Origin of the sequence: Actinoplanes sp. CA-142083 (assembly GCF_050942195.1) — a bacterium.
Classification (GTDB): domain Bacteria; phylum Actinomycetota; class Actinomycetes; order Mycobacteriales; family Micromonosporaceae; genus Actinoplanes.
Window position 1 is genome coordinate 611,628 of sequence record NZ_CP192076.1, and the last position, 22,410, is coordinate 634,037.

Sequence of the window (22,410 nt, forward strand, 5' to 3'; positions counted from 1 at the left end):
GATCCTGCACTAAACTGGCTCGTGGTGTGCCGGGAAGCCTGGTCGGCGTTGGTTCCGCCGACCCCTGGAGTCCTTGTTGCCCACCGCATCCCTGCTCGGCCGCGGCGCCGACTTCCGCCGCGTCGCCGCCCTCCTGCGCACCGAGACGACCGGTGGCCTGCTCATGCTCGGCGCCACCGCGCTGGCGCTGCTGTGGGCGAATTCACCCTGGTCCGAGACTTATCACGAAATCTCCGGTTTGGGCATGGGTGGCCTGACGCCGGCGCAGTGGGCCGCCGACGGCCTGCTCGCGATCTTCTTCTTCGTGGCCGGGCTCGAGCTCAAGCGCGAACTCGTCGCCGGTGACCTGCGCGACCCGCGCCGCGCCGCCCTTCCGGTGGCCGCCGCCGTCGGCGGGATGATCGCCCCCGCCCTTATCTACGTCGCGATCAACGCCGGGGGCGCCATGCGCGGCTGGGCGGTGCCGACCGCCACCGACATCGCGTTCGCGCTGGCCGTGCTCGGCCTGGTCAATACGTCGCTGCCGGCCGGCCTGCGCACGTTCCTGCTCACCCTTGCCGTAGTCGACGACCTCTTGGCCATCGTGATCATCGCGGTCTTCTACACGTCGTCCCTGCACGTCGCGCCCCTGCTGCTGGCCCTCGTGCCGCTGGCCGCCTTCGCCCTGCTGACCCGCCGCGGCGTTCGCGCCTGGTGGATCCTGCTCCCGTTCGCCGCGGCCACCTGGCTGCTGGTGCACGAGTCCGGGATCCACGCCACGGTCGCCGGGGTGCTGCTCGCCTTCACCGTGCCGGTCAAGCTGGGCGTGCGCTTCGAGCACCGTTGGCGCCCGGTCTCCGCCGGGGTGGCGGTGCCCGTCTTCGCCTTCTTCGCCGCCGGCGTCTCGGTGAGCGGCGCCGGCGTGGGCGGCGCGGTCACGCTCGGCGTCGTCGTCGCCCTGGTGGCCGGCAAGACCATCGGGATCACCGGGGCCACCTGGCTGGTCCAGCGTTTCACCCGGGCCGAGCTCGACGGCGACCTCGACTGGTGGGACGTCGCCGGCGTGGCCATGCTCGGCGGCGTCGGCTTCACCGTGTCGCTGCTGATCGGCGAGCTCGCGTTCGGCGCCGGCGGCGCCCAGGACCAACAGGCGAAGCTGGGGGTCCTGCTGGGTTCGTCGGTCGCGGCGCTGGCGGGCGCGGCAATTCTCCGCGTACGGGATCGGCACTATCGCCGCCTGCTCGCCTCCGACACGTAGCCACCCCGTCAGCAAAGGCGCACCCGCCGCCATGTAGCCGTCGCCGTAGGAAAAGGGCCGCCCGAACCGGGCGGCCCTCCTGTTACCGGAACGCCGGCCACGGTCATCGGGTTCAGTGGGGACCGGGAGTCGCGGCCGACCAGGCGGGCCGCGTGGGGCTGGATACGGGACGTTCACGGTCCGCCGGCGGATGTTGACGGACTTTCCTCAACCGAACGGCAACCGAGTCGATAAGCGGTTCCGTGTGGCGGCAAAGGGGTTCACGGCGAGGGGCGCGGTCGGGATCGCGCCTCTTCGCCACCTATGCCGTGGCCAGCCTCCTGCCGGTGGGCGCGCTCGGCGTGCTCCTGCTCTGCGGCGTGCGCGACGACGCCACCAAGCAGGGCCAGGACCAGGGCAAGGCGCAGGCCGCGGTCATCGCCGAGATGGCGATCGCGCCGGCCCTCGACGACGCCGACCTGAGCCGGGGCATCACCGCCGGCCAGCGGGACAGCCTCGCGAAGGCCACCGACCTGGCGCTGTACCACGGCTCGGTGCTGCGGATGCGACTGCGCAACTTCAGCGGCCAGGTGGTCTTCTCGGACGACGGCTCCACCTCGGGCGGGGTGCCGGTCGGCGACCCGGCGTTCCGGTCGGCCTCGCTCGGGCAGGCCGCGGCCACCCTGGTCAAGGACGACGCCGCGCCGGGCGGGCAGCTCATCCGGGTGCTGCAACCGGTCTTCGCGCGGGCGTCCGGCGAGGCCATCGGGGTGCTCGAGCTCTATCTCCCGTACGACAAGATCGCCGCTCGCCTGCACGAGCAGATGGTCGTCACCTACCGGCGGCTCGGCATCGGCCTGGGCCTGCTCTACCTGGCCACCGCCCTGATCTCCTGGTCGACCACCCGCTCGCTGCGCCGGTACGCCGCGCAGCAGTCGCACGAGGCGCTGCACGACGGGCTCACCGGCCTGCCCAACCGGGAGGCGTTCCGGCAGCGGGCGACGGCCGCGCTGGCCTCCCGTGCCGGCGGCGCCGTGGTGGTCGTCGACCTCAACCGGTTCAAGGAAGTCAACGACACGCTCGGGCACCACGCCGGCGACGACCTGCTGCGGGTGATCACCGGCCGGCTGCGGACCTCGCTGCGCGCCGAGGACACCGCGGCGCGGCTCGGCGGCGACGAGTTCGCGCTGATCCTGCCCGGGTTGGACGGGCCGGCGGTGCTGGGGCTGCTGGAACGGGTGCGGGCGTCGCTGACCCGCGAGGTGGTGCTCGACGGCGTGCCGCTGACCATCGAGGCGAGCTTCGGGGTGGCGCTCTACCCCGACCACGGCGAGGACGTCGAGCGGCTGCTGCGGCACGCGGACGCGGCCATGTACCAGGGCAAGCGCGGCACGGCGGACATCGTCGTGTACGCCGGCGAGCGGGCGGCCCACCCGACACAGTGGCTGGTCGTGCAGGCCGAGCTGCGGCACGCGCTGGAGCGTGACGAGCTGGTGCTCTACTACCAGCCCAAGGTGCGGCTCGCCGACGGCGTGGTGTGCGGGGTGGAGGCGCTGGTGCGCTGGCAGCACCCGACGCGTGGGCTCGTTCCGCCGTCGGACTTCCTGCCGGCCGCCGAGCAGTCGGGGCTGATCGAGCCGCTCACCGCCTGGGTGCTGCGCCGCGCGCTCACCGATCAGCTGGCCTGGACGGCCGCCGGTCGCGACTGGACGGTCTCGGTCAACGTGTCGGCCCGCAACCTGGAGTCCCCGGGGTTTGCGATGTTGGTCTCCTCGCTGCTGGCGGAGACGGGTGTGGCGCCGGAGCGGCTCACGCTGGAGATCACCGAGACCGCCATGATCGACGACATCGCCTCGGCCCAGCAGGCGTTGCGGGCGCTGGCCGAGGTCGGTGTCGGCATCTCGGTGGACGACTTCGGCACCGGCTACACCAGCCTGGCCCGGCTGCGCGGGGTGCCGCTGACCGAGATCAAGATCGATCGCAGCTTCGTGGACACGGTGCTGTCGGAGCCGGAGAACCAGGCGATCGTGCGCGCGGTGATCGCGCTCGCGCACGGCCTGGGCTGCCGGGTCACCGCCGAGGGCGTGGAGACGAGCGAGGTGGCCGCGTGGATCGCGGCGGCCGGGTGTGACGAGGCGCAGGGATATCTGTACTCGAAGCCGGTGCCCTGGACTCAGGTGCCGATGATGGAGGGGGTTCGGTGAAGGGTCTTGTCGCGGCTTTCGTCGCAGTTGCGCTGGTGTCTGGTTGTGGTGCGGCCACGACCACCGCGGCGGTTGTCGACAACAGCCTGCAATTCGACAAGTCACTGCACGACATGCTCCCGCTGTCGGTGCAGAACACCGGGACGATCCGCTTCGTCACCGACGCGAGCTACCCGCCCATGGAGCAGTTCGCGCCGGACGGCCGTACGATCGTGGGCTTTGAACCTGATCTTGCTGATGCCCTCGGCCGGGTGCTCGGCGTAAAGATCCAGATGGTGACCGGGGCCTTCCAGACGGCGCTGGACAAGGTCGCCGACGGCACCTACGACGGCGTGATGTCGGCCATGACCGACACCGAGGAGCGCGAGAAGAAGGCCGACTTCGTCAACTACTTCTCGGCCGGCACCTCGGTGATCGTGCAGCGCGGCAACCCGGCCGCGATCGCCGAGCTCACCAACCTGTGCGGCCAGGTCGTCGCGATCGAGCAGGGCACCGTGCAGGCCGACCTGCTGCACCGGTCGCAGAGCGGATGCGGCGACCGGCCGATGAAGATCAACGAGTACAAGACCAACGCCGACGCGCTGCTGCAGCTGCGGACCGGGCGGGCGGTGGCGGTGCTCAACGACTACCCCGCAGCGGCCTATCTGGCAACCGACAACCGCACCAGCAACTACTACCAGCTGGCGTCGACCGCGCAGTACGAGCCCGGGCTGATCGGCATCCCGTTCGCCAAGGGGAACACCCAGCTCAGGGACGCGGTCAAGGCGGCGCTGGACAAGGTGATCGCGTCGGGCGTCTATGGCGACCTGCTGGCGCGGTGGGGACTCACGAACGGCGCGGTCACATCCGCCGTGGTAAATGGCGCTGTCTGACTACACGCTTGTGTAGTACGCTACACGGGTGAGTAGCCCTGGGGATCTGACGGCACGAGCGCGCATCCGCGACGCGGCGATCGAGCTGTTCGCCGACCGCGGCATCGACGGCGCCACGATCCGCGACATCGCGCAGAAGGCGGGCGTCTCGTCCGGGCTGTTGCGGCACCATTTCGGCTCCAAGGAGGGCCTCCGCGACGCCTGCGACGAGTACGTGTTGAACGAGCTGACCGCGCTGGGCAACCGCTTCATCGAGTTCCAGGTCGTCGACCGCATCACGCCCGGCATGTTGCGCATGCAGCGCTACATCACGCGCTCGGTGCTGGATGGGTCGCCGGCCGGGTCGGCCCTGTTCGACCGCTTGATCGAGTACGGCGAGCGCTGGTTCGCCGCCACCGATCTCAAGGTCGAGGACCCGCGGGCGTTCATCGCCGTGATCTCCGTGATGAAGATGTCCATGCTCACGTCACGTGACCAGCTGTCTCGAGTCCTCGGCGTCGACACCGGCGAGCCGGAGGGCTGGGCGCGGGTGCTGCGCGCCTCCCTCGAGATCTTCTCCACCCCGCTGGTCACCCGCGCACAGGCCGATCTCGCGCGGACGGCGCTGGACGGCCTTTCCCCCTCCGAGGAGTAGTCATGGCCGAGGCAATCGATGCCGAGGGACTGATCAAGCGGTTCGGCAAGGTCACCGCCCTGGACGGGCTCGACCTGCGGGTCCGGACCGGTGAGGTGCACGGCTTCCTGGGCCCCAACGGCGCCGGCAAGACCACCACCATCCGCATCCTGCTGGGCCTGATGCGCCACGACGGCGGCAAGGTGAGCCTGCTCGGCGGCGACCCGTGGGCGTCGGCCACCGATCTGCACAAGCGTCTGGCGTACGTGCCGGGCGACGTCACCCTGTGGCCCAACCTGACCGGCGGCGAGGTGATCGACCTGCTCGGCCGGCTGCGCGGCGGGCTCGACCCGTCCCGCCGTGCCGAGCTGCTGGAGCGCTTCGAGCTCGACCCCCGCAAGAAGGGCCGCACCTACTCCAAGGGCAACCGGCAGAAGGTGGCGCTGGTCGCGGCGCTGGCATCCGATGTGGAGCTGTTGATCCTCGACGAGCCGACCAGCGGCCTCGACCCCCTGATGGAGGAGGTCTTCCGCGAGGTGATCCTCCAGGAGAAGAGGCGCGGCGACCGCACGGTGCTGCTGTCCAGCCACATCCTGGCCGAGGTCGAGGCGCTCTGCGACCGGCTCACGATCATTCGCGACGGCCGGGCGGTCGAGACCGGCACCCTCGACGATCTGCGACACCTGACGCGTACGTCGATCCAGGCCGAACTGGTCGGTTCGCCGGACGGCCTCGCGACCATGCCCGGCGTGCACGACTTCCGTACCGACAACGGCAAGATCCGCTTCGACGTGGACACCGACGCCCTCGAGCCGGCGCTGCAGTCGCTGGTCAAGGTCGGGGTGCGCAGCCTGGTCAGCCAGCCGCCGTCGCTCGAGGAGCTGTTCCTCCGGCAGTACCAGCGGGGCGACCGATGACCGGCGTCGGCAAGCTGATCCGGCTGATCCTGCGGCGCGACCGCTTTCTGCTGCCGATCTGGGTGATCATCTTCGGCTTCCTCCCGGCCGGCTACTACGCCTCCTTCGAGGGCCTGTTCCCCACCGATGCCGAGCGCATCCAGTACGCAACGGTCAGCGCGGACAACGCCGGATTCGTCGCGCTCTACGGTCTTTTGCATGGCGATTCGTTCGCCGCGCTGACCAACTGGCGGGCCGGCTTCGTGCCCGTGATGATCGGGCTGGTCGCCTTGCTCACGGTTATTCGGCATACGCGTACGGATGAGGAGGCCGGCCGCGCCGAGTTGGTCGGTTCCACGGTGACCGGGCGGCATGCGAATCTGGGCGCTGCTCTTCTTGTCACCTGCGGCGCCTCGCTGCTGCTGGGCTTGATCACCTTCGCCTCGATGGCCGGGCGTTCGGGTTCGGTCGCCGGCTCGCTCGCTTTCGGCGCGGAGTTCGCGTTGAGCGGTTGGCTGTTCGCGGCAATCGGGGCAATTACCGCGCAGCTCACCAGCAGCGCCCGCGCGGCCCGGTCGATCGCGATCGTGGCGCTGGGCGTCTCCTACGCGCTGCGGGTCGGCGGCGACATCTCCTCGCTGGGCGACGGCAGCCTGTCGTGGCTCTCCTGGATCTCGCCGCTCGGCTGGGTCACCCGGATCTTCCCGTACGGCCCGCTGAACTGGTGGCCGGTCGTCCTGTCGGTGCTGCTCAGTGCGGTCGCGGTGGCCGTAGCGGTCTACTTGCGCGGCCGGCGCGACCTCGGCGACGGCCTGTTCGCCGCGCGGCTGGGCCGTGCCTCGGCCGCGGCCTCGCTCCGCACCCCGCTGGCGCTGGCCTGGCGTCTCCACCGTGGACTCCTGATCGGCTGGACGCTCGGGCTGGCCCTGCTCGGGCTGATCTTCGGCGGGGTGGGCGGCAGCGTCCTCGACATCGCTCAGGACAACAAGGGCTTGTCGGACATCTTCGCCCGCCTCGGCGGCTCCTCGCAGCTGGTCGACAGCTACTTCGCCGGCACCGCCGGGATAGTCGGCCTGATCGCCGCCTGCTACGGCGTGCAGGCGACCTTGCGGCTGCGCGACGAGGAGACGACCGGCCACGCCGAGGCGGTACTGGCCACGTCGGTGTCGCGCTACGCGTGGGCCTTCAGCCACCTGCTGTTCTCGCTGCTGGGCCCGGCGCTGGCCCTGTTCGCCGAGGGCCTGGTGGCCGGCCTGACCTACAGCCCCGGCGATTTCGGCGACATCCTGGCCGGCACGATGCTGCAGCTGCCGGCCGTCTGGGTGCTGGCCGGTTTGACGGTGCTTCTCTTCGGCCTGCTGCCGCGCTGGTCGCTGGTGGCGTGGGCGGCCCCGGCGGCGTGCCTGCTGATCCTGCTGGTGGGGGAGACGTTGCAGCTCAGCCAGTGGTTGCTGGACATCTCCCCGTTCACCCACACCCCACGCCTGCCCGGCGGCGACGTCTCGGCAACGCCGATGGTCACCCTGATCGCGGTGGCGGCCGTGTTCGGCGTGCTGGGCATCGCCGGCCTCCGCCGCCGCAACATCCCCGACTGATCCGGCCGGATGCCCTCACCCGGGGCCAGGTGGGGGCATCTGCCAGAGAGCACGACCGGTTGCGAGCGTGCCGAGTAGGCCCTCAGGGTTTCGATTTGCGACGACATCGCTTTCGATTTGCGGCGGCGCTGGTTCGAAATGCGCCGCGGTGATGTTCGGCTGGCGGTCATCGGCCGTCGAAGATCTCTATGCGCCGAGCTCGGCGGCGCGGGACAGCAGTGCTCGGCGCTCCACCTCGGACGGCGCTGTGGCGGCCGCCGCGCGGAACAGGGCGGCCGCGCGCACGCGGTCGCCGGTGCGGGCTATCAGGTCGGCCTCCACCGCGGTTGCGGCGGCGTAGTCGTTCAGGGCGCCCCCCGCGCGAGCCTCGGCCAGCAGCGCCAGACCCACCTCCGGGCCGAAGGCGTAGCCGTGCGCCACCGCCCTGTTCAGGGCCACCACCGGCGACGGCTGGATGTGGCCCAGCTCGTCGTACCAACGGGCTATCGTCCCCCAATCGGTGTCGGCGAAATCGTGGGCCGTCGCGTGGCACGCGGCGATCCGGGCCTGCACTCCGTAGGGGCCCTCGACCGGCGTGCGCATCAGGATCGCCACGCCCTCGGCTATCGCCGGGCCGTCCCAGCGGGAGCGGTCCTGCTTCTCCAGGGTTACCAGGTCGCCAAGGGCGTCGCGGCGGGCGTCGCGCCGCGAGTGCTGCAGCAGGAACAGCGCCAGCAACGAGTCGACCTCGGGCGATGACGGCATCAACGTGGCCAGCAAGCGGGCCAGCCGGATGGCCTCCGATGCGAAGGCGGGCTCGCCGTCGGCGTCGTACCCCCTGGTGAACAGCAGGTAGAGGACGGCCAGGACCCCGGGCAGGCGCTCGGCGAGCGCCGGTCCCGTCGGCACGCGGTAGGGGATGCGGGCGTCCGCGATCTTCGACTTGGCGCGGGTGATGCGCCTGGTCATGGTCGACTCGGTGACCAGGAAGGCGCGGGCGATGTCGGGGGTCGGCACGCCGGCGATGGTGCGCAGGGTCAGGGCGACCCTCGCCTCCAGGGACAGTGCCGGATGGCAGCAGGTGAAGATCAGCCGCAGGCGGTCGTCCTCGATTTCGAAGGAGCGGGACGTCGGGTCCCAGAGCATGGCGACCTCCTGGAGTTTCGTCTTCTCCACGGCGGCGCGGCGGAGCACGTCGATCGCGCGGTTCCGGGCGGTGGTCAGCAACCAGCCGCCGGGATTCGCGGGCGCTCCGTCGCGCGGCCAGCGTTCCAGGGCGGCCGCCATCGCCTCCTGGGCGCAGTCCTCGGCAAGGGTCCAATCGCCGGTCACTCTGATCAAAGAGGCGACGATCCTTGCGTACGAGTCCCAGCCGGCGTTGACGGCCGCTTCGACAGAGGTCACTTACAGGTCCGCGTAGGGCCGGATCTCGAGGCGGCCGTTGTGCGCCATCGGGTGCGCGGTGGCCACCGCGATCGCCTCGTCGAGGTCGGCGCACTCGAGGATGTCGAAGCCCACGATGACCTCCTTGGTCTCGGCGAACGGGCCGTCGGTGAGGAGCACCTCGCCGCCGCGTACCCGGACGGTCGTCGCCGCGGACGGCGGGGCCAGCACGTTGCCGGTCACCCGGCGGCCGTTCGCGTCGTTCTCGGCCACCCAGACGTCGATGTCGGGAACGAGGGACTCGTCGGTCTCGGGCTCGGTGTCGTTGCAGACGAACATCATGTACTTCACTTCGATCTCCCTCTGGTTGGTCCTTCACCAGGGTGACGAACGGCCGGACCGGATCCGGACGCCCGCTCAGAAATTAAATGGCGTGATCACCCGGATCGCCGAGGGGGTCGAGCGGATCGGCCCGCTGAGCAGGCCCTGAGCTCGGAGGATGGTGAGGCAGGCGTGCCGCACGTCGGCGCGCAGATCCTGATGCAGCACCGCCGAGAGCTGGTGGGCGCGCAGCAGCTCGGCGTTGGCGGCGTCGAGCCCGTGCGCCACGAAGACGTCGTAGTTGCGGCCGTCGTGAGCGAACTCCTCGACCACCGCGGTGGTGCCGCCGGCCGCGGGAGCGTAGATCGCCCGCACCGAGGAGGCCGGACTGTCGAAGACGCGGCGGTTCGGCGCGCGGGCCACCATCTCGGCGCGGAAGCCGGCGGCCCGTTCGGCGGCGCCGAGGTCATCGTCACCGGGAACGAGCAGCACGTCGCCGGCGCGATCGGCGAGCCATTGCCCGACCAGGTAGGCCGCGGTCGCGCCGGCGTCGGGGTGCGAGATTCCGGCGTACGCGATGCGCTTGCTCTCCGGAAGATCAACGCCCAGGGTGACCACCGGCATGCCGATCAGGCCCACCGCCTCGGTGATCTCGGGGGTGTCCGGCGCGGTGAGGATGACGCCCAGCGAGTGGGAGCGGCCGATGCGGTCGAGGATTGCCACCACCTCCTGGTCGCCGAGGTGGAACCGGGGCTTGATGACGGCCGGGCGCAGATCGGGCAGTTCGGCGTCGAAGGCCTGCCGGAGCGCCACGGCGAAGCGGGACGGACCCGAGACCACGACATCGACGGGTACGGCGGGGCCGGTCAACCTGGCTTCGGCCTGTTCCCGGTCGAGGGCGGCGATGGCCTGGTGAACTTCGCGGGCGGTGCTCTCGCGAACCCCGCCGCGATCGTGCAGCACCCGGTCGACGGTGGCCTCGCTGAGGCCGGCCTGATGGGCGATCTCCCGAATCCGGTGGGGGTGCTTCACGCGTACAGGATGAGGGGTTTTTGAGGTTTTATGGAAGGACCTTGATATTTGTCAAGCCCTTAGCGTGACGTCGCGCGGGTCTCGAGATCGTCCACCAGGGTGACGATGCGCCGGTATTCGGTCTGGATCGACGCCAGGTAGAGGTGGCGCTGGGTGGCCGGCATGTCGGGGTTGTCGAGAAGCTGGTCGAGGCCTTCGCCGAGCTCCGCGAGCGGCGCGCGCAGGTCCGCGGTGACCTTGGTGATCTCCGCGGCGATCTGGTGGGCCAGCTGCTCGGCCTGCTTGATGAGGGCGGCCTCGGGTTCGGGCTCCGGGGTTTCGCCCTTTTTGTGGGCGTAGCGATCGATCGCCGTGTTGATGGCGGTGCCGAGCTCGGCGACCTCGGGCGGGCTGGTCACGACCGGCAGCCGCACGGTCGGGTCGTCGGGGGTCACCGCCTTGGCGCCCTCGGCCAGCTTGAGCAGCGGCCGCAGCACGAGGCCGCCGACCACCCAGGTCCCGGCCGCCGCGACCACGGCGGCAAGCAACACAATGAGGTCAATCATCCTGACATTTCCGGAATGTCGCTTCTCTACGTCGCGGAGGTCGACCAAGATCTGGAGCTGAACCCCGGTCTTGAGCGTTTCGGCCCACGAACGCCAGTGTGATCCGTCCTCGGCCGTCACGGTGGAATAGCCGTCTTTTACCGGGATCGAGAATTTTGTCGAGGAGCCCGCCTCGGCCCGCACCTCGGTGCCGCGCACGAGGCGTACGGCATAGGTCCCGTCCGTCGGCAGCGAGCCGGACTTCGCCGCGGCCGTGCGCACCACCGCCGCCCGCGCGGCGAGCGTGTCGTCCACGTCCTTGAGGTCGCGGCGATCGGCGTACAGCACGACGGCCAGCCCGGCGAGCGCCACCACGAGGGCGACGACGGCCGTGATGGCGAGCGTGAGCTGCACGCGAATGGTCCTGGGCCGAAAAACCCGAGGTAGCGCCTCTGGCACGTCCCTACCCTGCCAGTCGAATCACATGGGGCGGCTAAGAATCGCAGTCTCTTGGTAGCCTGTAAAGGCCTGGCCGAGAGGCGCTGCAACGGACTTTTGACGGTCCGCCACGCTCGGCTGAGGACTTGCTGACTGCAAGGGCGCCTCCTGATGAGGGAGGAGCCCTCTTCGTGTCTGAAAAGTACCAGGTCGTCAACGGTCTGCAGTTCGCCGTCGCCGATCTCTCACTGGCCGAGGCCGGCCGCCACCAGCTGCGCCTCGCCGAGCACGAGATGCCCGGCCTGATGTCGCTCCGCAAGGAGTTCGGGGAGTCCCAGCCGCTCAAGGGCGCGCGCATCGCCGGCTCGCTGCACATGACCGTGCAGACCGCCGTGCTGATCGAGACGCTGGTCGCGCTGGGCGCCCAAGTCCGCTGGGTGTCCTGCAACATCTTCTCGACCCAGGACGACGCGGCCGCCGCGGTCGTGGTCGGCCCCACCGGCACGGTCGACGCCCCGGCCGGCGTCCCGGTCTTCGCCTGGAAGGGCGAGACGCTGGAGGAGTACTGGTGGGCCACCATGAACCTGTTCGACTTCGGCAACGGCAACGGGCCGAACATGATCCTCGACGACGGCGGTGACGCCACCCTGCTCGTGCACAAGGGCGCCGAGTTCGAGGCGGCCGGCGCGGTTCCGCAGGCGACCGAGGACGACAACCACGAGTACACGATCATCCTGGACACGCTGCGCGAGTCGCTGGCCGGCGACAAGCAGCGGTTCACCAAGATCGCGTCCGACATCCGCGGTGTCACCGAGGAGACCACGACCGGCGTGGCCCGGCTGTACAAGCTGGCCAAGGAGGGCACGCTGCTCTTCCCGGCGATCAACGTCAACGACGCGGTCACCAAGAGCAAGTTCGACAACAAGTACGGCATCCGGCACTCGCTGGTCGACGGCCTCAACCGGGCCACCGACGTCATGCTCGGCGGCAAGCTCGCGGTCGTCTGCGGCTACGGCGACGTCGGCAAGGGCGCGGCCGAGACGCTGCGCGGCCAGGGTGCGCGGGTCATCGTCACCGAGATCGACCCGATCTGCGCGCTGCAGGCCTCCATGGACGGCATGCAGGTGGCCCGGCTCGAGGACGTCGTCGGCGAGGCGGACATCTTCATCACCACCACCGGTGGCACCGACATCATCCGGGTCGAGCACCTGCAGGCGATGAAGCACAACGCGATCGTCGGCAACGTCGGGCACTTCGACGACGAGATCGACATGGCCGGCCTGGCCAAGGTGCCCGGCATCGAGAAGGTCGAGATCAAGCCGCAGGTGCACGAGTGGCGCTTCGCGGACGGCCACTCCGTGATCGTGCTCTCCGAGGGCCGGCTGATGAACCTGGGCAACGCCACCGGGCACCCCAGCTTCGTCATGTCCAACTCGTTCACCAACCAGGTCATGGCCCAGATCGAGCTCTGGACCAAGCCCGGCGAGTACGAGCTGCAGGTCTACGTGCTGCCCAAGCACCTCGACGAGAAGGTCGCCCGGCTGCACCTCGATGCCCTCGGCGTGCGCCTGACGACGCTCACCAAGAAGCAGGCGGAGTACCTCGGCGTGGACGTGGACGGGCCCTACAAGCCCGAGCACTACCGCTACTGAGTGAGGGTTATTCAGGGCCCACCTTGAGTTGCAGCTCGCCGCACCCAGGCGGGCTCGGTCCCCACCGCCCTGAATAATCCTCAAGTATGTCTAGATGGGCCGCGCCGTTCGGCGCGGCCCATTTCCGCGAGAATGGATCTCGTGCATCACGCTGAGGAGATCCTGCTCTTTGTCCTGGCCGCCGCCGCGATCATCGTGGCGACCCGCTGGGTGTCCCGGCGCACCGGCCTGCCCGCGGCGGCGCTGCTCACCATCATCGGCATCGTCTACGCCGTGCTCCCCGGGCCGAACATCGAGCTCAACCCGGAAATCATCCTCACCTTCGTGATCCCGCCGCTGCTGTACAACGCGGCGCTGGACTCCTCACTGCTCGACATCCGCCACAACCTGCGCACCGTCATCAGCCTCTCGGTGCTGCTGGTGCTCGCCACCGCGCTGCTGGTCGGGGTCGGTTTCGACCTGTGGGTCACGGGCGCGACGCTGGCCGCCGGGGTGGCGCTGGGCGCGGCCATCGCGCCGCCCGACCCGGTCGCCGCGCTCGCCGTGGGCCGCCGGGCCGGCCTGCCCGGCAACATGATCACCCTGATCCAGGGCGAGGGCCTGCTCAACGACGCGACCGCGCTGACCATCCTCAGCGTCGCGGTGGCGTCGGTCGACGGCGAGGGCTTCTCCTTCCCCACGGCGGTGGGGCAGTTCGTGTTGTCGGCGGCCGGGGGCGTGGTCGCCGGCCTGGTGGTGGCTTATTTCGTACGGTTCTTGCGGCACCTGCGCGACGACCCGATCAGCGCGAACACCATCTCCCTGGTCACGCCCTTCGCCGCGTACCTGCTGGGGGAGAGCGTGCACGTCTCGGGCGTGCTCGCCGTGGTGGTGGCCGGCCTGATCATCGGCCACGACGCGCCGCGCTATTCCTCGGGCGCGAGCCGGCTGCAGACCAGCGCCGTCTGGCGGCTGATCGACTTCGTCCTGGAGGGCTTCGTCTTCCTGCTGATCGGCCAGCAGCTCCCGGCCGTCATCGACCGCCTGCACGAGTACTCGACCGCCACCATCTGGACGGCGGTGGCGGTCTCGGTCGACGTCGTGCTGCTGCTGCGGCCGCTCTGGCTCGTGCTGACCCAGCTCCTGCCCCGGCGGATGCACTCCCGTCTGGGCGGTTCCCTCGATCAGGGCCACGAGGACAAGGCGCTCACGAGGAAGGAGGTCGTGGCGCTCAGCTGGGCCGGCACCCGGGGTGTCATCACGCTCGCCGCGATCTTCACGCTCAAGCCGAACGTGCCCGACCGCGACCTGATGCAGTTCTGTGCCTTCATCGTCGTGCTGGTCACCCTGCTCGGGCAGGGTCTGACGTTCGCGCCGCTCGTACGGTGGCTGGGTTTGAAAGCCAACAAGGCCGACCTGGCCCGCGAGCGCAACGAGGCCCGGTCGGCGGCGGTGCAGGCCGCGCTGGACCGGCTCGACGAGATCCAGCAGGAGAAGCACGACCACATCGAGGACCGTGCCATCGAGACCATGCGCAAGCAGCTGACGGTCCGGCTCGAGCGCTACCGCAAGCGGCTCGACCTGATCGAGAAGGCCGACTCCGACGAGGTGCCGGTGTCACCGCAGTACGAGGCGGCCCTGGCGGTGCGGCGCGAGGTGATCGAGGCGCAGCGCGAGGAGCTGCTGCGCTGGCGGGACAGCGGCATGCTGACCGACGAAGGGCTGCGGGTCCTGGAGCGGGAGCTCGACCACGAGGAGAGGCTGGCCGAACGCTCCTGAACCCGCAGCTTCGTTTTTCAATATCCGGACGAGGCGTCGATCCCGAAAGCCGACACGATGCTGGTCACCACGATCGCGATGGCCATCGCCGCGCCGACGAAGACCGCGCCGAGCAGGATGAGCAACGCCGTGGTCTTGGACTTCCCGCCCAGGCCCGTCGCCACCGTCTTGCCCAGGCTGGGGTGATCCCAGGTGATCGGCGGGTAGTTCCGGGCCCGGACGCTCACGGTGGGCATGGGCTCCGGCGCGGCCACCCGGCGCGGCGCCGGCTGCTCGGTACGGGCCGGCTCCGGCCGACTTCCTTGCAACAACATGATGTCGCCTCCTTTGGCTCCAACACGTCCTATGCAGCCATCATGCGTCGCCGGGAACGCCCGGGTAAGTGGCCATTTGGCCCTACCTATTGACCGGATTTGTCGGCGTTCATGAACTGATCGACGGGAAGGGCGCGGTTCACGATCCGCACGTCGCCGATCCAGCCGTGGAAGACGTTGTCCACCACGCCGCCGTACTCGTGGCCGCCGAACAGCCAGGGCAGGCCCAGCGACGCGATGCCCACCGACAGCGTCGACGGATTGTCGATGACGGGGCTGCCCTCGACGTACATGATGGTCCGCTTGCCGTCGTTGACGATCGCGACGTGCCACCAGACCTCTTCGAAGAGCCCGTGACCCCAGTTGGTCGTCGGGGAGGTCTGGCTCAGCGGGTAGAAGTTGAACTGCGGCTCGCGGCCGTTGTTGGAGATGTTGAGGCCGGCCAGCGGGTCCCTCGGGTCGGTGTTCTTGCCGCTCTTGCCGGCGTCGTCCGCCCGGCCCCGGCGGGTGAGCACCGACATCCAGGCGTTGTCGGTCGGGTCCCAGTCCAGCGGGATCTTCAGGAACGCCTCGATGGTGTAGCCGCGGTTGAACGTCTCCGCGTTCAGCGGCGCGTCGGCCCCGGTCGTCAGGTAGGCGCCGCGCAGCGGATCGCGGCCGCCCTCGAAACGCAGGGCGGCGTGGGCCGGCTGGTCGGGATGGTGGTGGCTCGACCAGGTCAGGGCGTCGGCGGCGCTGCCCGCCACGGCGGCGACGGTCAGATCGTTGCCGCATCCGGACAGGTCCCGGACGGTCTGCCCGGGCCGCACCGGACTGCCGCTCACACCGCCGTTGTCGAAGCGCCAGTACGCCAGCGTCCCCCGCACCACGAGCTCGCCGGCCGGACGCGCCGGCCGCACCGCTGCCGGGAAGCGCCGCTCCAGATCGAGCGGCACCGAGAACTGGTCCACCGGTGTGGTCAGCCGCAGATGCTGGGCGGCCAGCGGACTGCGCCGCTCCGGGTCCTGGGCCAAGAAGTACGGCGCCACCGTCTCCACGTCGATGACGTTGCGGGCCAGGTCGAAGTGGTAGAGACGCAGCATCGCGGCGCCGCCGAAGTAGCGGTTCTGGTAGTTCGTGATGTGCAGGTGCACGTCGTTGCCGGCGGCGTTCTTGCGGGTCGTGCGTCCCGGCGGCCAGTGGTGACCGTTGATGGTCAGGAAGATCTGATCGTTGTTGTCGATCAGTCCATCCCACAGCTGCTGGCCGTAGCCGGAGAGGACCGCGTTGTTCTCCGGGTCGCCCGACTCGTACGGGTAGACGTTGTCGTCGTACGGCGAACCGACCAGTTCGTGGGTCGTCACGATCACCGGCAGCCTCGGGTAGTCCTTGATGACCTTGTTGGCCCAGGCGAAACCCTGCGCCGACATCCGCCAGTCCAGCGCGAGCAGCAGCCACTCCCGGCCGCCGGCGCGAAAGATGTGCGCGGTGTTGTAGCCGCTCGCGTCGGCTCCGGCGAACGTCTTCGAACGCCGGAACCGCTGCGGGCCCATGGTCTTGAGGTACGGCGTGGAACCGCGGGTGTCGTCACCGGACACATCGTGGTTGCCGGCCAGCACGCTGTACCCGACGCCGTGCGAGTCGAGCAGATCGAACGCCTTGCCGACCGCCTTGAAGGAGCTGGCCTCGGCGTCCTGGGTCAGGTCGCCCAGGTGCGCCATGAAGACGATGTTGTCGTCCTTGCTGTCGATGATGTACCGGAAGGACTCCTCCTGCGGCGCCGGGTTGATGCTGTTCTGGCTGCCCCAGTACAGGAACTGGGTGTCCGGCATGATCGCCAGCGTGAACTGCGGCCCGGCCGGGTCCGGCTCCCACCGGCTCGTCCCGTCGGCGTTCACTGTTCCGCTGCCGCTCAGCAGCCCGAAGGTGGCCGCGCCGGCGCCCGCCACCGCCGCGGACCGCAGAAGCTCGCGCCGGCTCGGTCCGATCGGCGTCTGACTGTGCTCGAGCATCGAGTCCCTTCCGACGTTCGGAAATCCAGCGAACCGGACGTTACGGGCGAACCTCGTCCGGGGAGAGACCATCAGATGACCACCAGCCGATCATCCGCCCGCGGGCATGACTGATCAACGCCGATGGCATCGACGGGCGATAGTGCGGATTGGGTCAACGAGTATTCGGCAGCCGGGCGGGGGCGGATTGCTCGCGCCTTGTTGCTTTCCCGAAGATCGGGTTGGCGGCGGCTCGATAGCGTGTCCAGAAGGTATCGACGGGGGTGATGACCTTGGATGGCATCGACGCTTCCGAGGAATGGCTGGATTCGTGGGCCCGGCAGGCGAACGCTCAGGCGGCGCTCAGCGTCGAGCTGTCGCGGCGGGTGGCCGAGCTGACCGGTAAAGCGGAAGGCCGTGACGGCGCGATCCGGGTGACGGTCGGATCCGCGGGGCAGGTGGAGCGGCTCGAGCTCGACGACCGGGTACACGAGTTGTCCGGCCCGCGGCTCGCCGACGAAATCATGACGGTGATGCGCCGGGCGCAGGCGTCCCTGTCCGGCCGGGTCGCCGAGGAGGTGCAGGCCACGGTCGGTGCGGACACCGAGACCGGTCGAGCGGTGATTCATTCGTTCGACACCCGATTCCCGGCAGCCGAGCGGGAGGAGGACAAGTGAGCCCCACTGTGGAATTCCCGGCCGAGGCGGTGTTGCGGCACTCGGACTCCGTGCGCGGAGCATCCGACGAGTTGGCGACGGCCAGGTCGGCCGTGGGCGAGGTGGTGATGGACAGCCAGGCGTACGGGCAGCTCTGCCAATTTCTGCCGGCCCTGCTCAGCCCGCTGTTCGGTACTGCCACCGGCGTCATGAACGACGCGGTGGAAGCGCTCGGTGAGACGGCGCGGAAGCTGCGCACAACCGCGTCGGCCATGACGACCGCCGATGCCGGCAGCGCCGGACGGCTCGAGGCGGCCGCCGGCCCGGGCATCGACCTTCCGCTGTGACCGGCAACCCCCTGGTCGCCCAGGCGCAGAGCTCGACCACCTGGTACACCGGGCTCGGGCTGGCCGAGGACGCCGCGCAGATCAGCAACGGCATCCAGAACGACAGCTGGGTGGATGGGACGCTGGGCGGCGTCGGTGGCGCCCTCGATCTGCTCGGGACGGTCATCGACCCGCTCGGCACGCTCGTGGCCTGGGGCGTCGGCTGGCTGATGGAACACGTACGGCCGTTGAAGGAAGCCCTGGACTGGCTGGCCGGTCAGCCCGACGAGATCGCCGCACACGCCGCGACCTGGCGCAATGTCGCCGCGGCGACCGCCGCCACGCAGCAGCGTTTCGCCGACGCGATCTCGTCGCAGATCGCCGGCTGGTCGGGCGCCTCCGGCGACGCCTACCGCCGGCACGCGGCCCAGCACCTCGACGTGCTCGGCGGCATGGCCAAGGCATCCGAGGGAATCTCGTACGCCGTCGAGGGCGCGGGCATGCTCGTCGGCCTGGTCCGCGGCATCGTCCGCGACCTGATCGCCCAGTTCGTGGCGACGCTCGCCGCCCGCCTGCCGCAATGGCTGGCCGAGGCGGGCCTGACCCTCGGCTTGGGCACTCCCGTCGTTGTCGGTCAAGTGGCCACCTTGGTCGCCAAGTGGGTCGACCGGATCCAGGGCTTCGTCCGGGCGTTGCTGAACAGCCTGCGCCGCCTCAGCGGCAAGCTCACCGACCTGACCGGCGTCCTCGACGACCTGAAGACCACCCTCCACAAACTCAGCCGTTCCGACCCGACCGAAGCCGCGTCCGACGCGACGTCCGCGGTGCGGCAGACCGGCGGCGAACTGCGGCGTCCGCGCGGCGACATCGACTTCGAAGAGGACTGGGCGAATCAGGCTTATGACACGTTCCGTGCCACCGATGACGAGCTACCGGCCGTCGCGGCGACCGCACAGGAATACGGCTTCAGCAGTGAGGACATCTCGCTGATCAAGAATCACGTGTTCCGCGAGGAACATCTGCTCGATATGTACGGCGACGACATAGTGGGCCGTTTCGACGCCAACCCGCGGATGGCCGAAGCTTGGCAGCGGCTCGCCGACGGCAATCCGCACCCGGCTGATATCGACCTGCTGCGCCACGAACGATTCGAGGCGCAGCACATGGCCAGCACCGGCGATCCCAGCTACGGACGTGCCCACACTGCCACGATCGACGCAGGCTATACGTGGGATCCTGAGGCTGCGGCCTCGGATGGCGTCGGCTACCAGCGGAGGTATTGAGGGTGTTCGGTCAGGTTGAAGGGTGGCGACGATGACCGCCTCGATCGGTATCTGGGCGCAGGGCGACTCGGACGGTGAGGTCGTGCTCTACCGATGGGAGGCCGATCAGGAAACCGGGTTCGTGACGCTCGAGGTCTCGACGCAGCGCATCCGTCCGGCACACGGTGGAGGTCAGCCGATCGGAGATCTGGTTTTCGATCCCGCGGTGGGCGAACCCTCCGGGGGCGCGGACGGGGTGAACCGGCGGCTGTTCAATCAGGTCGTGGTCGCCATCATGCGCGCGTATCGCCGGGACGGGAAGGCGCCGGCGACCGCGCACGCCTACTACTACTGATCGCTCGGCGGGGGCGCCGGCCGCCGCCAGATGTCCAGGTCGGAAGGGACCGGCTCGGCGCCGTTGACCGTCACCGGGATCGGCTCGGGGCGGGCCGGCAGCGCCACCGCCAGCTTGGCGTGGCCGCGGTGGGCGGTCAGCGCCGCGCGGTGGTAGGCCTCCAGCTCGGCGATGAAGGCGTCGTCGGCGTACAGCGAGCCGTCGACCAGGGAGCCCGGCCGGGCCTCCACCACGGCGATCACGTCCTCGCCGGTCAGGGTCTTGTGGGTCTCGAGAGCGTGGGCGAGCGCCAGCACCTGGCGCCGGTTCTCCTTGAGGATCGCGGCGACCCGCTCGAGCATCTCGGCCAGGTTGTCCTCGATGCGGTCGGCCAGGGCGCGCCGGGCGCTCACGTCGTTCTTCTCGCCCTTGGCGGCGCCGCCGGGGGAGCCGACGCCGAGACGGCTGGAGGTCGCGTACGAGGACACCGTCGAGCCCATGCCCCAGACACCCTCCATGTTGGTCGCCACCGCCGTCGCCTGCTCCAGGTCGCTGGACACCCCGGATGAGCTGTCCCCGTCGAAGAACATGCGCTCGCCGGCGAGGGACGCGAGCGAGACGTAGATGTCCGACTCGAAGTGGCTGCGCCAGGTGGTGAACTGGTCTTCCGGCGGGACGTTGCTGACCATGCCCAGGTAGCCGCTGCCCTTCTCGATCGTCGCGATGTCGATGGCCAGGTGGTGCTGGGTGTGGTAGGCGGCCACCGCGTGGCACGCCTCGTGCACCGCGACCGCGTGCCGCTCGCGCTCGATGTACTCGACGTCCTCCGCCGGGCCCAGCTCCTTGAGGTGCTTGGCCTGGATGATGTCCCGCCACGTGATGGTGTCGCGACCGTCGCGGACCGCGGTGATCAGCGCCTCGTTCACCATGTCCTTCATGCTCGCGCCGGTCGCGTACGGGGTGATGACGGCCAGCTTGTCGATGTCCTCGTCGGTGAGCTCGTGTTTCACCTTGTCGAGGTAGCCCTGGTAGGTGCGGACCCGGCCGGGTTTGCTGGGGTAGCCGACCTTGTAGATGCGGTCGATCCGGCCCGGCCGCAGCAATGCCTCGTCGAGGGCCTCGGGCAGGTTCGTCGCCATCATCACGAGAATGCGGTATTTGGGCGGCGGCTTGGGGCGCATGCCGAGGGTCCGGCGCACGTGCCGGTTGACGAAGCCGCGCGGCTTCTTGAGGCCGGAGAGCTCGGTGAGCAGGGCCTCGAGCGTGCCCATGCCGCCGCCACCGCCCATCCCGCCGCCGTACACCATGGACTGCCGGGTCAGGAGCAGCTGGGAGTCGTTCGACATGTAGGAGAAGCCGCGGCAGGACATGCCGCGGGGGAAGCCGGGACCGCCCTGGGCGAGCGCGCCGCGGTTGCCCAGCGAGTCGGCTTCGTCGAAGAAGACGATGACGCCGCCGTAGCGCAGGGCGAGCTTGCGCAGCTTGCGGAACAGTCCTTTGACCTTGAGGACGCCGACGCCGAAGAACATGTTGATGAAGGCGCCGGGGTCGACGAAGACGTACGGCTTGCCGGTCTCGCCGGCGACGGCCTCGGCCATCAGCGTCTTGCCGGTGCCGGGCGGGCCCCACAGCAGGATGCCGCCGGGCACGTACCCGCCTTTGGCCTCGATCGCCTCGGGGTTCTCCAGGTGGACGATGTTCTCCCGCACGCGCTTGAGCACGTGGTCCTGACCCCATACGTCGGAGAACCGGGTCTTCACGTCGTCGGGGTAGTAGACCTCGACGCCGCCCCGGGACAGGAACCAGAAGATCGCCGCGAACTGCCCGACCGCGATGAACAGGATGAAGATGACCTGGATGAACATCGGCGCGGCCGACCAGAGCAGCGCGGGGATCTGGAAGAGGGCCAGGGCCGGCGTGGTGTCCAGCACCGAGCCGAGGACCAGCGACAGCACCGCGATGAACACCAGCCACTTGAACACGCGGATCAGCCGGAAGCGGGTCCAGTCGGAGAACATCCGATGGCTGAGGCGCTCGATCCCGCCGAAGATCCCCTGGGTCCACAGGCGGTGGTACCACGACCAGTGCTCGCTGATCAGGAAGTGGAGCTGGCGCAGCACCTCGATCCCGAAGAGCACCATGATCGTGATGCCCTTGCCGCTGCGCGCCATTTCGCGCATCGCGTCCGGGAACGGCAGGATCGGGTTGTCCGCCATGGAGCTCCACACCAGCGCGAACCACGCGATCGTGAACAGCAGCAGGAACTTGATCCGGTCCCAGATCGGGAGCTTCTTGCGGGTCGTGCGCTCCCGGGCGGCGACGTGCGGCATCTCGTCCGGCGAGGGGAGCCCTTCCATGGCCGTCATCACGAGCTCCTCACCGTGAAGGACGTGGCGATCGTGTCGAGCTCGGCGGCCCGCGCCCGGTAGCACGCCGTGGAGCAGCGGATGAGCAGCAGGTAGAGCTTGCTGCCGTCGTTGTTGACCAGCGCGGTCTCGTCGAAGGTGTGCAGCACGCCGCTGGACAGCTCGTAGTCGTAGATGACCCGCACGCCGTGCAGGCCGCTGGCGGGGTTCAGCACCTCGTCGTGGACGAGCTCGAAGCCGGTCAGGTCGATGCTGGTCGCGGCGGCCTCGCGGGCGTCGTCGGTGACCGGCAGGAAGACGTTGCGCAGCATGTCCAGCGAGACGATGTTCTGCTGGGACTCGTTGAGCTGGGCGACCCGGGCGTACACGATGGGCACGTCGGTGACGGCCTGGGTCAGCAGGTGCTGGGCGTCGGGGTGGATGTCGGCGTCGTAGGCGACCGACCACCACGACTGCTGGCGCACGGCCGCTCCCGCCGAGTCGGGATTGGTGCCGCTGAGCATGTCGTCGACCGAGTTGGTGCCGGTCTCGTGCCAGTCGTGCGGAACCTTGAAATACGTCTTCTGCCCGGAGTTCTTCACATACGTGAACTCCGGCGCGCCACAGGACGCGGCAAGCAGGATCGCGCCGACCACGAGGAGCTTTCGCATCGAGGACCCCCGCTCTTACGGGCTGTCGTCCTCGCAGTATCTCTGAGTG

20 protein-coding genes and 1 riboswitch are annotated in these 22,410 nt (G+C 69.5%); of the genes, 12 read left to right on the top strand and 8 right to left on the bottom strand.

Annotated elements, in window-relative coordinates; genetic code table 11:
• Positions 1 to 163: 163 nt before the first annotated feature.
• The 6 genes from nhaA to ACQPZX_RS02900 all read left to right on the top strand — a co-directional run bounded on the left by nhaA (position 164) and on the right by ACQPZX_RS02900 (position 7,396).
• On the top strand, positions 164 to 1,237 hold the full coding sequence (gene nhaA / locus ACQPZX_RS02875) for a Na+/H+ antiporter NhaA (protein WP_433384989.1): 1,074 nt from the start codon (positions 164 to 166) through the stop codon (positions 1,235 to 1,237).
• Positions 1,238 to 1,545: 308 nt separating this feature from the next.
• Positions 1,546 to 3,420: a putative bifunctional diguanylate cyclase/phosphodiesterase gene (locus tag ACQPZX_RS02880; protein ID WP_433373926.1), complete on the top strand. Its 1,875-nt coding sequence runs from the start codon at positions 1,546 to 1,548 to the stop codon at positions 3,418 to 3,420.
• Positions 3,417 to 4,292, top strand: coding sequence for an ABC transporter substrate-binding protein (locus tag ACQPZX_RS02885; protein ID WP_433373929.1), 876 nt, complete (start codon positions 3,417 to 3,419; stop codon positions 4,290 to 4,292). Before ACQPZX_RS02880 ends, ACQPZX_RS02885 begins: the two co-directional genes overlap by 4 nt.
• Before the next feature lie 28 nt (positions 4,293 to 4,320).
• Positions 4,321 to 4,926, top strand: a complete 606-nt coding sequence (locus ACQPZX_RS02890; protein WP_433373932.1) for a TetR/AcrR family transcriptional regulator — start codon at positions 4,321 to 4,323, stop codon at positions 4,924 to 4,926.
• A 2-nt stretch (positions 4,927 to 4,928) separates the two neighbouring features.
• Entirely contained in the window at positions 4,929 to 5,822 is an 894-nt protein-coding gene (locus tag ACQPZX_RS02895; RefSeq protein WP_433373935.1) for an ABC transporter ATP-binding protein, read from the top strand.
• Complete coding sequence (locus ACQPZX_RS02900; RefSeq protein ID WP_433373938.1) at positions 5,819 to 7,396, top strand: ABC transporter permease; 1,578 nt, start codon at positions 5,819 to 5,821, stop codon at positions 7,394 to 7,396. Before ACQPZX_RS02895 ends, ACQPZX_RS02900 begins: the two co-directional genes overlap by 4 nt.
• Before the next feature lie 186 nt (positions 7,397 to 7,582).
• On the opposite strand, the gene ACQPZX_RS02905 is transcribed toward ACQPZX_RS02900, so the two are convergent.
• The 4 genes from ACQPZX_RS02905 to ACQPZX_RS02920 all read right to left on the bottom strand — a co-directional run bounded on the left by ACQPZX_RS02905 (position 7,583) and on the right by ACQPZX_RS02920 (position 11,049).
• Complete coding sequence (locus ACQPZX_RS02905; protein ID WP_433373940.1) at positions 7,583 to 8,779, bottom strand: RNA polymerase sigma factor; 1,197 nt, start codon at positions 8,777 to 8,779, stop codon at positions 7,583 to 7,585.
• Positions 8,780 to 9,109, bottom strand: coding sequence for a YciI family protein (locus ACQPZX_RS02910; RefSeq protein WP_433373942.1), 330 nt, complete (start codon positions 9,107 to 9,109; stop codon positions 8,780 to 8,782).
• Positions 9,110 to 9,175: 66 nt separating this feature from the next.
• Complete coding sequence (locus ACQPZX_RS02915) at positions 9,176 to 10,111, bottom strand: LacI family DNA-binding transcriptional regulator (RefSeq protein ID WP_433373945.1); 936 nt, start codon at positions 10,109 to 10,111, stop codon at positions 9,176 to 9,178.
• 59 nt (positions 10,112 to 10,170) lie between these two features.
• Positions 10,171 to 11,049, bottom strand: a complete 879-nt coding sequence (locus ACQPZX_RS02920; protein WP_433373948.1) for a HAMP domain-containing protein — start codon at positions 11,047 to 11,049, stop codon at positions 10,171 to 10,173.
• A 114-nt stretch (positions 11,050 to 11,163) separates the two neighbouring features.
• Positions 11,164 to 11,247, top strand: a riboswitch (S-adenosyl-L-homocysteine riboswitch).
• Here ACQPZX_RS02920 and ahcY point away from each other — a divergent pair.
• Both ahcY and ACQPZX_RS02930 read left to right on the top strand, forming a co-directional pair.
• Positions 11,223 to 12,725 carry an adenosylhomocysteinase gene (gene ahcY, locus ACQPZX_RS02925; RefSeq protein WP_433384992.1) on the top strand — a complete coding sequence of 501 codons (1,503 nt, stop codon included), beginning with the start codon at positions 11,223 to 11,225 and terminating at the stop codon, positions 12,723 to 12,725. It overlaps the preceding riboswitch by 25 nt.
• A 132-nt stretch (positions 12,726 to 12,857) precedes the next feature.
• The gene (locus ACQPZX_RS02930; protein ID WP_433373951.1) at positions 12,858 to 14,483 is read left to right on the top strand and encodes a Na+/H+ antiporter; all 1,626 of its coding nucleotides are present in this window, start codon (positions 12,858 to 12,860) and stop codon (positions 14,481 to 14,483) included.
• 17 nt (positions 14,484 to 14,500) lie between these two features.
• Here the strand turns inward: ACQPZX_RS02930 and ACQPZX_RS02935 are convergent, their stop codons facing one another.
• Together ACQPZX_RS02935 and ACQPZX_RS02940 are read right to left on the bottom strand one after the other, a co-directional pair.
• Positions 14,501 to 14,797, bottom strand: coding sequence for a hypothetical protein (locus tag ACQPZX_RS02935; RefSeq protein WP_433373954.1), 297 nt, complete (start codon positions 14,795 to 14,797; stop codon positions 14,501 to 14,503).
• Between the two features lie 86 nt (positions 14,798 to 14,883).
• Positions 14,884 to 16,788, bottom strand: a complete 1,905-nt coding sequence (locus tag ACQPZX_RS02940; protein ID WP_433373956.1) for a LamG-like jellyroll fold domain-containing protein — start codon at positions 16,786 to 16,788, stop codon at positions 14,884 to 14,886.
• A gap of 266 nt (positions 16,789 to 17,054) precedes the next feature.
• Between ACQPZX_RS02940 and ACQPZX_RS02945 the strand changes: the two genes are divergently transcribed.
• Genes ACQPZX_RS02945 through ACQPZX_RS02960 form a run of 4 tightly spaced genes read left to right on the top strand, consistent with a single transcriptional unit; the run spans position 17,055 to position 19,366 of the window.
• Positions 17,055 to 17,444, top strand: a complete 390-nt coding sequence (locus ACQPZX_RS02945; RefSeq protein WP_433384995.1) for a YbaB/EbfC family nucleoid-associated protein — start codon at positions 17,055 to 17,057, stop codon at positions 17,442 to 17,444.
• Positions 17,441 to 17,770 carry a type VII secretion target gene (locus ACQPZX_RS02950; RefSeq protein ID WP_433373959.1) on the top strand — a complete coding sequence of 110 codons (330 nt, stop codon included), beginning with the start codon at positions 17,441 to 17,443 and terminating at the stop codon, positions 17,768 to 17,770. The genes ACQPZX_RS02945 and ACQPZX_RS02950 overlap by 4 nt, the downstream gene beginning before the upstream one ends.
• Complete coding sequence (locus tag ACQPZX_RS02955; RefSeq protein ID WP_433373961.1) at positions 17,767 to 19,032, top strand: hypothetical protein; 1,266 nt, start codon at positions 17,767 to 17,769, stop codon at positions 19,030 to 19,032. Before ACQPZX_RS02950 ends, ACQPZX_RS02955 begins: the two co-directional genes overlap by 4 nt.
• Positions 19,033 to 19,063: 31 nt before the next feature.
• Complete coding sequence (locus ACQPZX_RS02960) at positions 19,064 to 19,366, top strand: hypothetical protein (RefSeq protein WP_433373964.1); 303 nt, start codon at positions 19,064 to 19,066, stop codon at positions 19,364 to 19,366.
• Here the strand turns inward: ACQPZX_RS02960 and ACQPZX_RS02965 are convergent.
• Both ACQPZX_RS02965 and ACQPZX_RS02970 read right to left on the bottom strand, forming a co-directional pair.
• Entirely contained in the window at positions 19,360 to 21,711 is a 2,352-nt protein-coding gene (locus ACQPZX_RS02965; RefSeq protein ID WP_433373967.1) for an AAA family ATPase, read from the bottom strand. The two genes, ACQPZX_RS02960 and ACQPZX_RS02965, sit on opposite strands and share 7 nt — an antisense overlap.
• Positions 21,711 to 22,361: a hypothetical protein gene (locus tag ACQPZX_RS02970; protein ID WP_433373970.1), complete on the bottom strand. Its 651-nt coding sequence runs from the start codon at positions 22,359 to 22,361 to the stop codon at positions 21,711 to 21,713. Before ACQPZX_RS02970 ends, ACQPZX_RS02965 begins: the two co-directional genes overlap by 1 nt.
• Between the last annotated feature and the right edge of the window lie 49 nt (positions 22,362 to 22,410).

Bases quoted from the DNA above. Each gene is read 5' to 3' on its own strand.
- ACQPZX_RS02960 (WP_433373964.1), top strand. From the start codon at position 19,064: ATGACCGCCTCGATCGGTATCTGGGCGCAGGGCGACTCGGACGGTGAG.
- ACQPZX_RS02930 (WP_433373951.1), top strand. From the start codon at position 12,858: ATGGATCTCGTGCATCACGCTGAGGAGATCCTGCTCTTTGTCCTGGCC.
- ACQPZX_RS02935 (WP_433373954.1), bottom strand. From the start codon at position 14,797: ATGTTGTTGCAAGGAAGTCGGCCGGAGCCGGCCCGTACCGAGCAGCCG.
- ACQPZX_RS02945 (WP_433384995.1), top strand. From the start codon at position 17,055: ATGACCTTGGATGGCATCGACGCTTCCGAGGAATGGCTGGATTCGTGG.
- ACQPZX_RS02900 (WP_433373938.1), top strand. From the start codon at position 5,819: ATGACCGGCGTCGGCAAGCTGATCCGGCTGATCCTGCGGCGCGACCGC.
- nhaA (WP_433384989.1), top strand. From the start codon at position 164: ATGCTCGGCGCCACCGCGCTGGCGCTGCTGTGGGCGAATTCACCCTGG.
- ACQPZX_RS02965 (WP_433373967.1), bottom strand. From the start codon at position 21,711: ATGACGGCCATGGAAGGGCTCCCCTCGCCGGACGAGATGCCGCACGTC.
- ACQPZX_RS02970 (WP_433373970.1), bottom strand. From the start codon at position 22,361: ATGCGAAAGCTCCTCGTGGTCGGCGCGATCCTGCTTGCCGCGTCCTGT.
- ACQPZX_RS02895 (WP_433373935.1), top strand. From the start codon at position 4,929: ATGGCCGAGGCAATCGATGCCGAGGGACTGATCAAGCGGTTCGGCAAG.
- ACQPZX_RS02940 (WP_433373956.1), bottom strand. From the start codon at position 16,788: ATGCTCGAGCACAGTCAGACGCCGATCGGACCGAGCCGGCGCGAGCTT.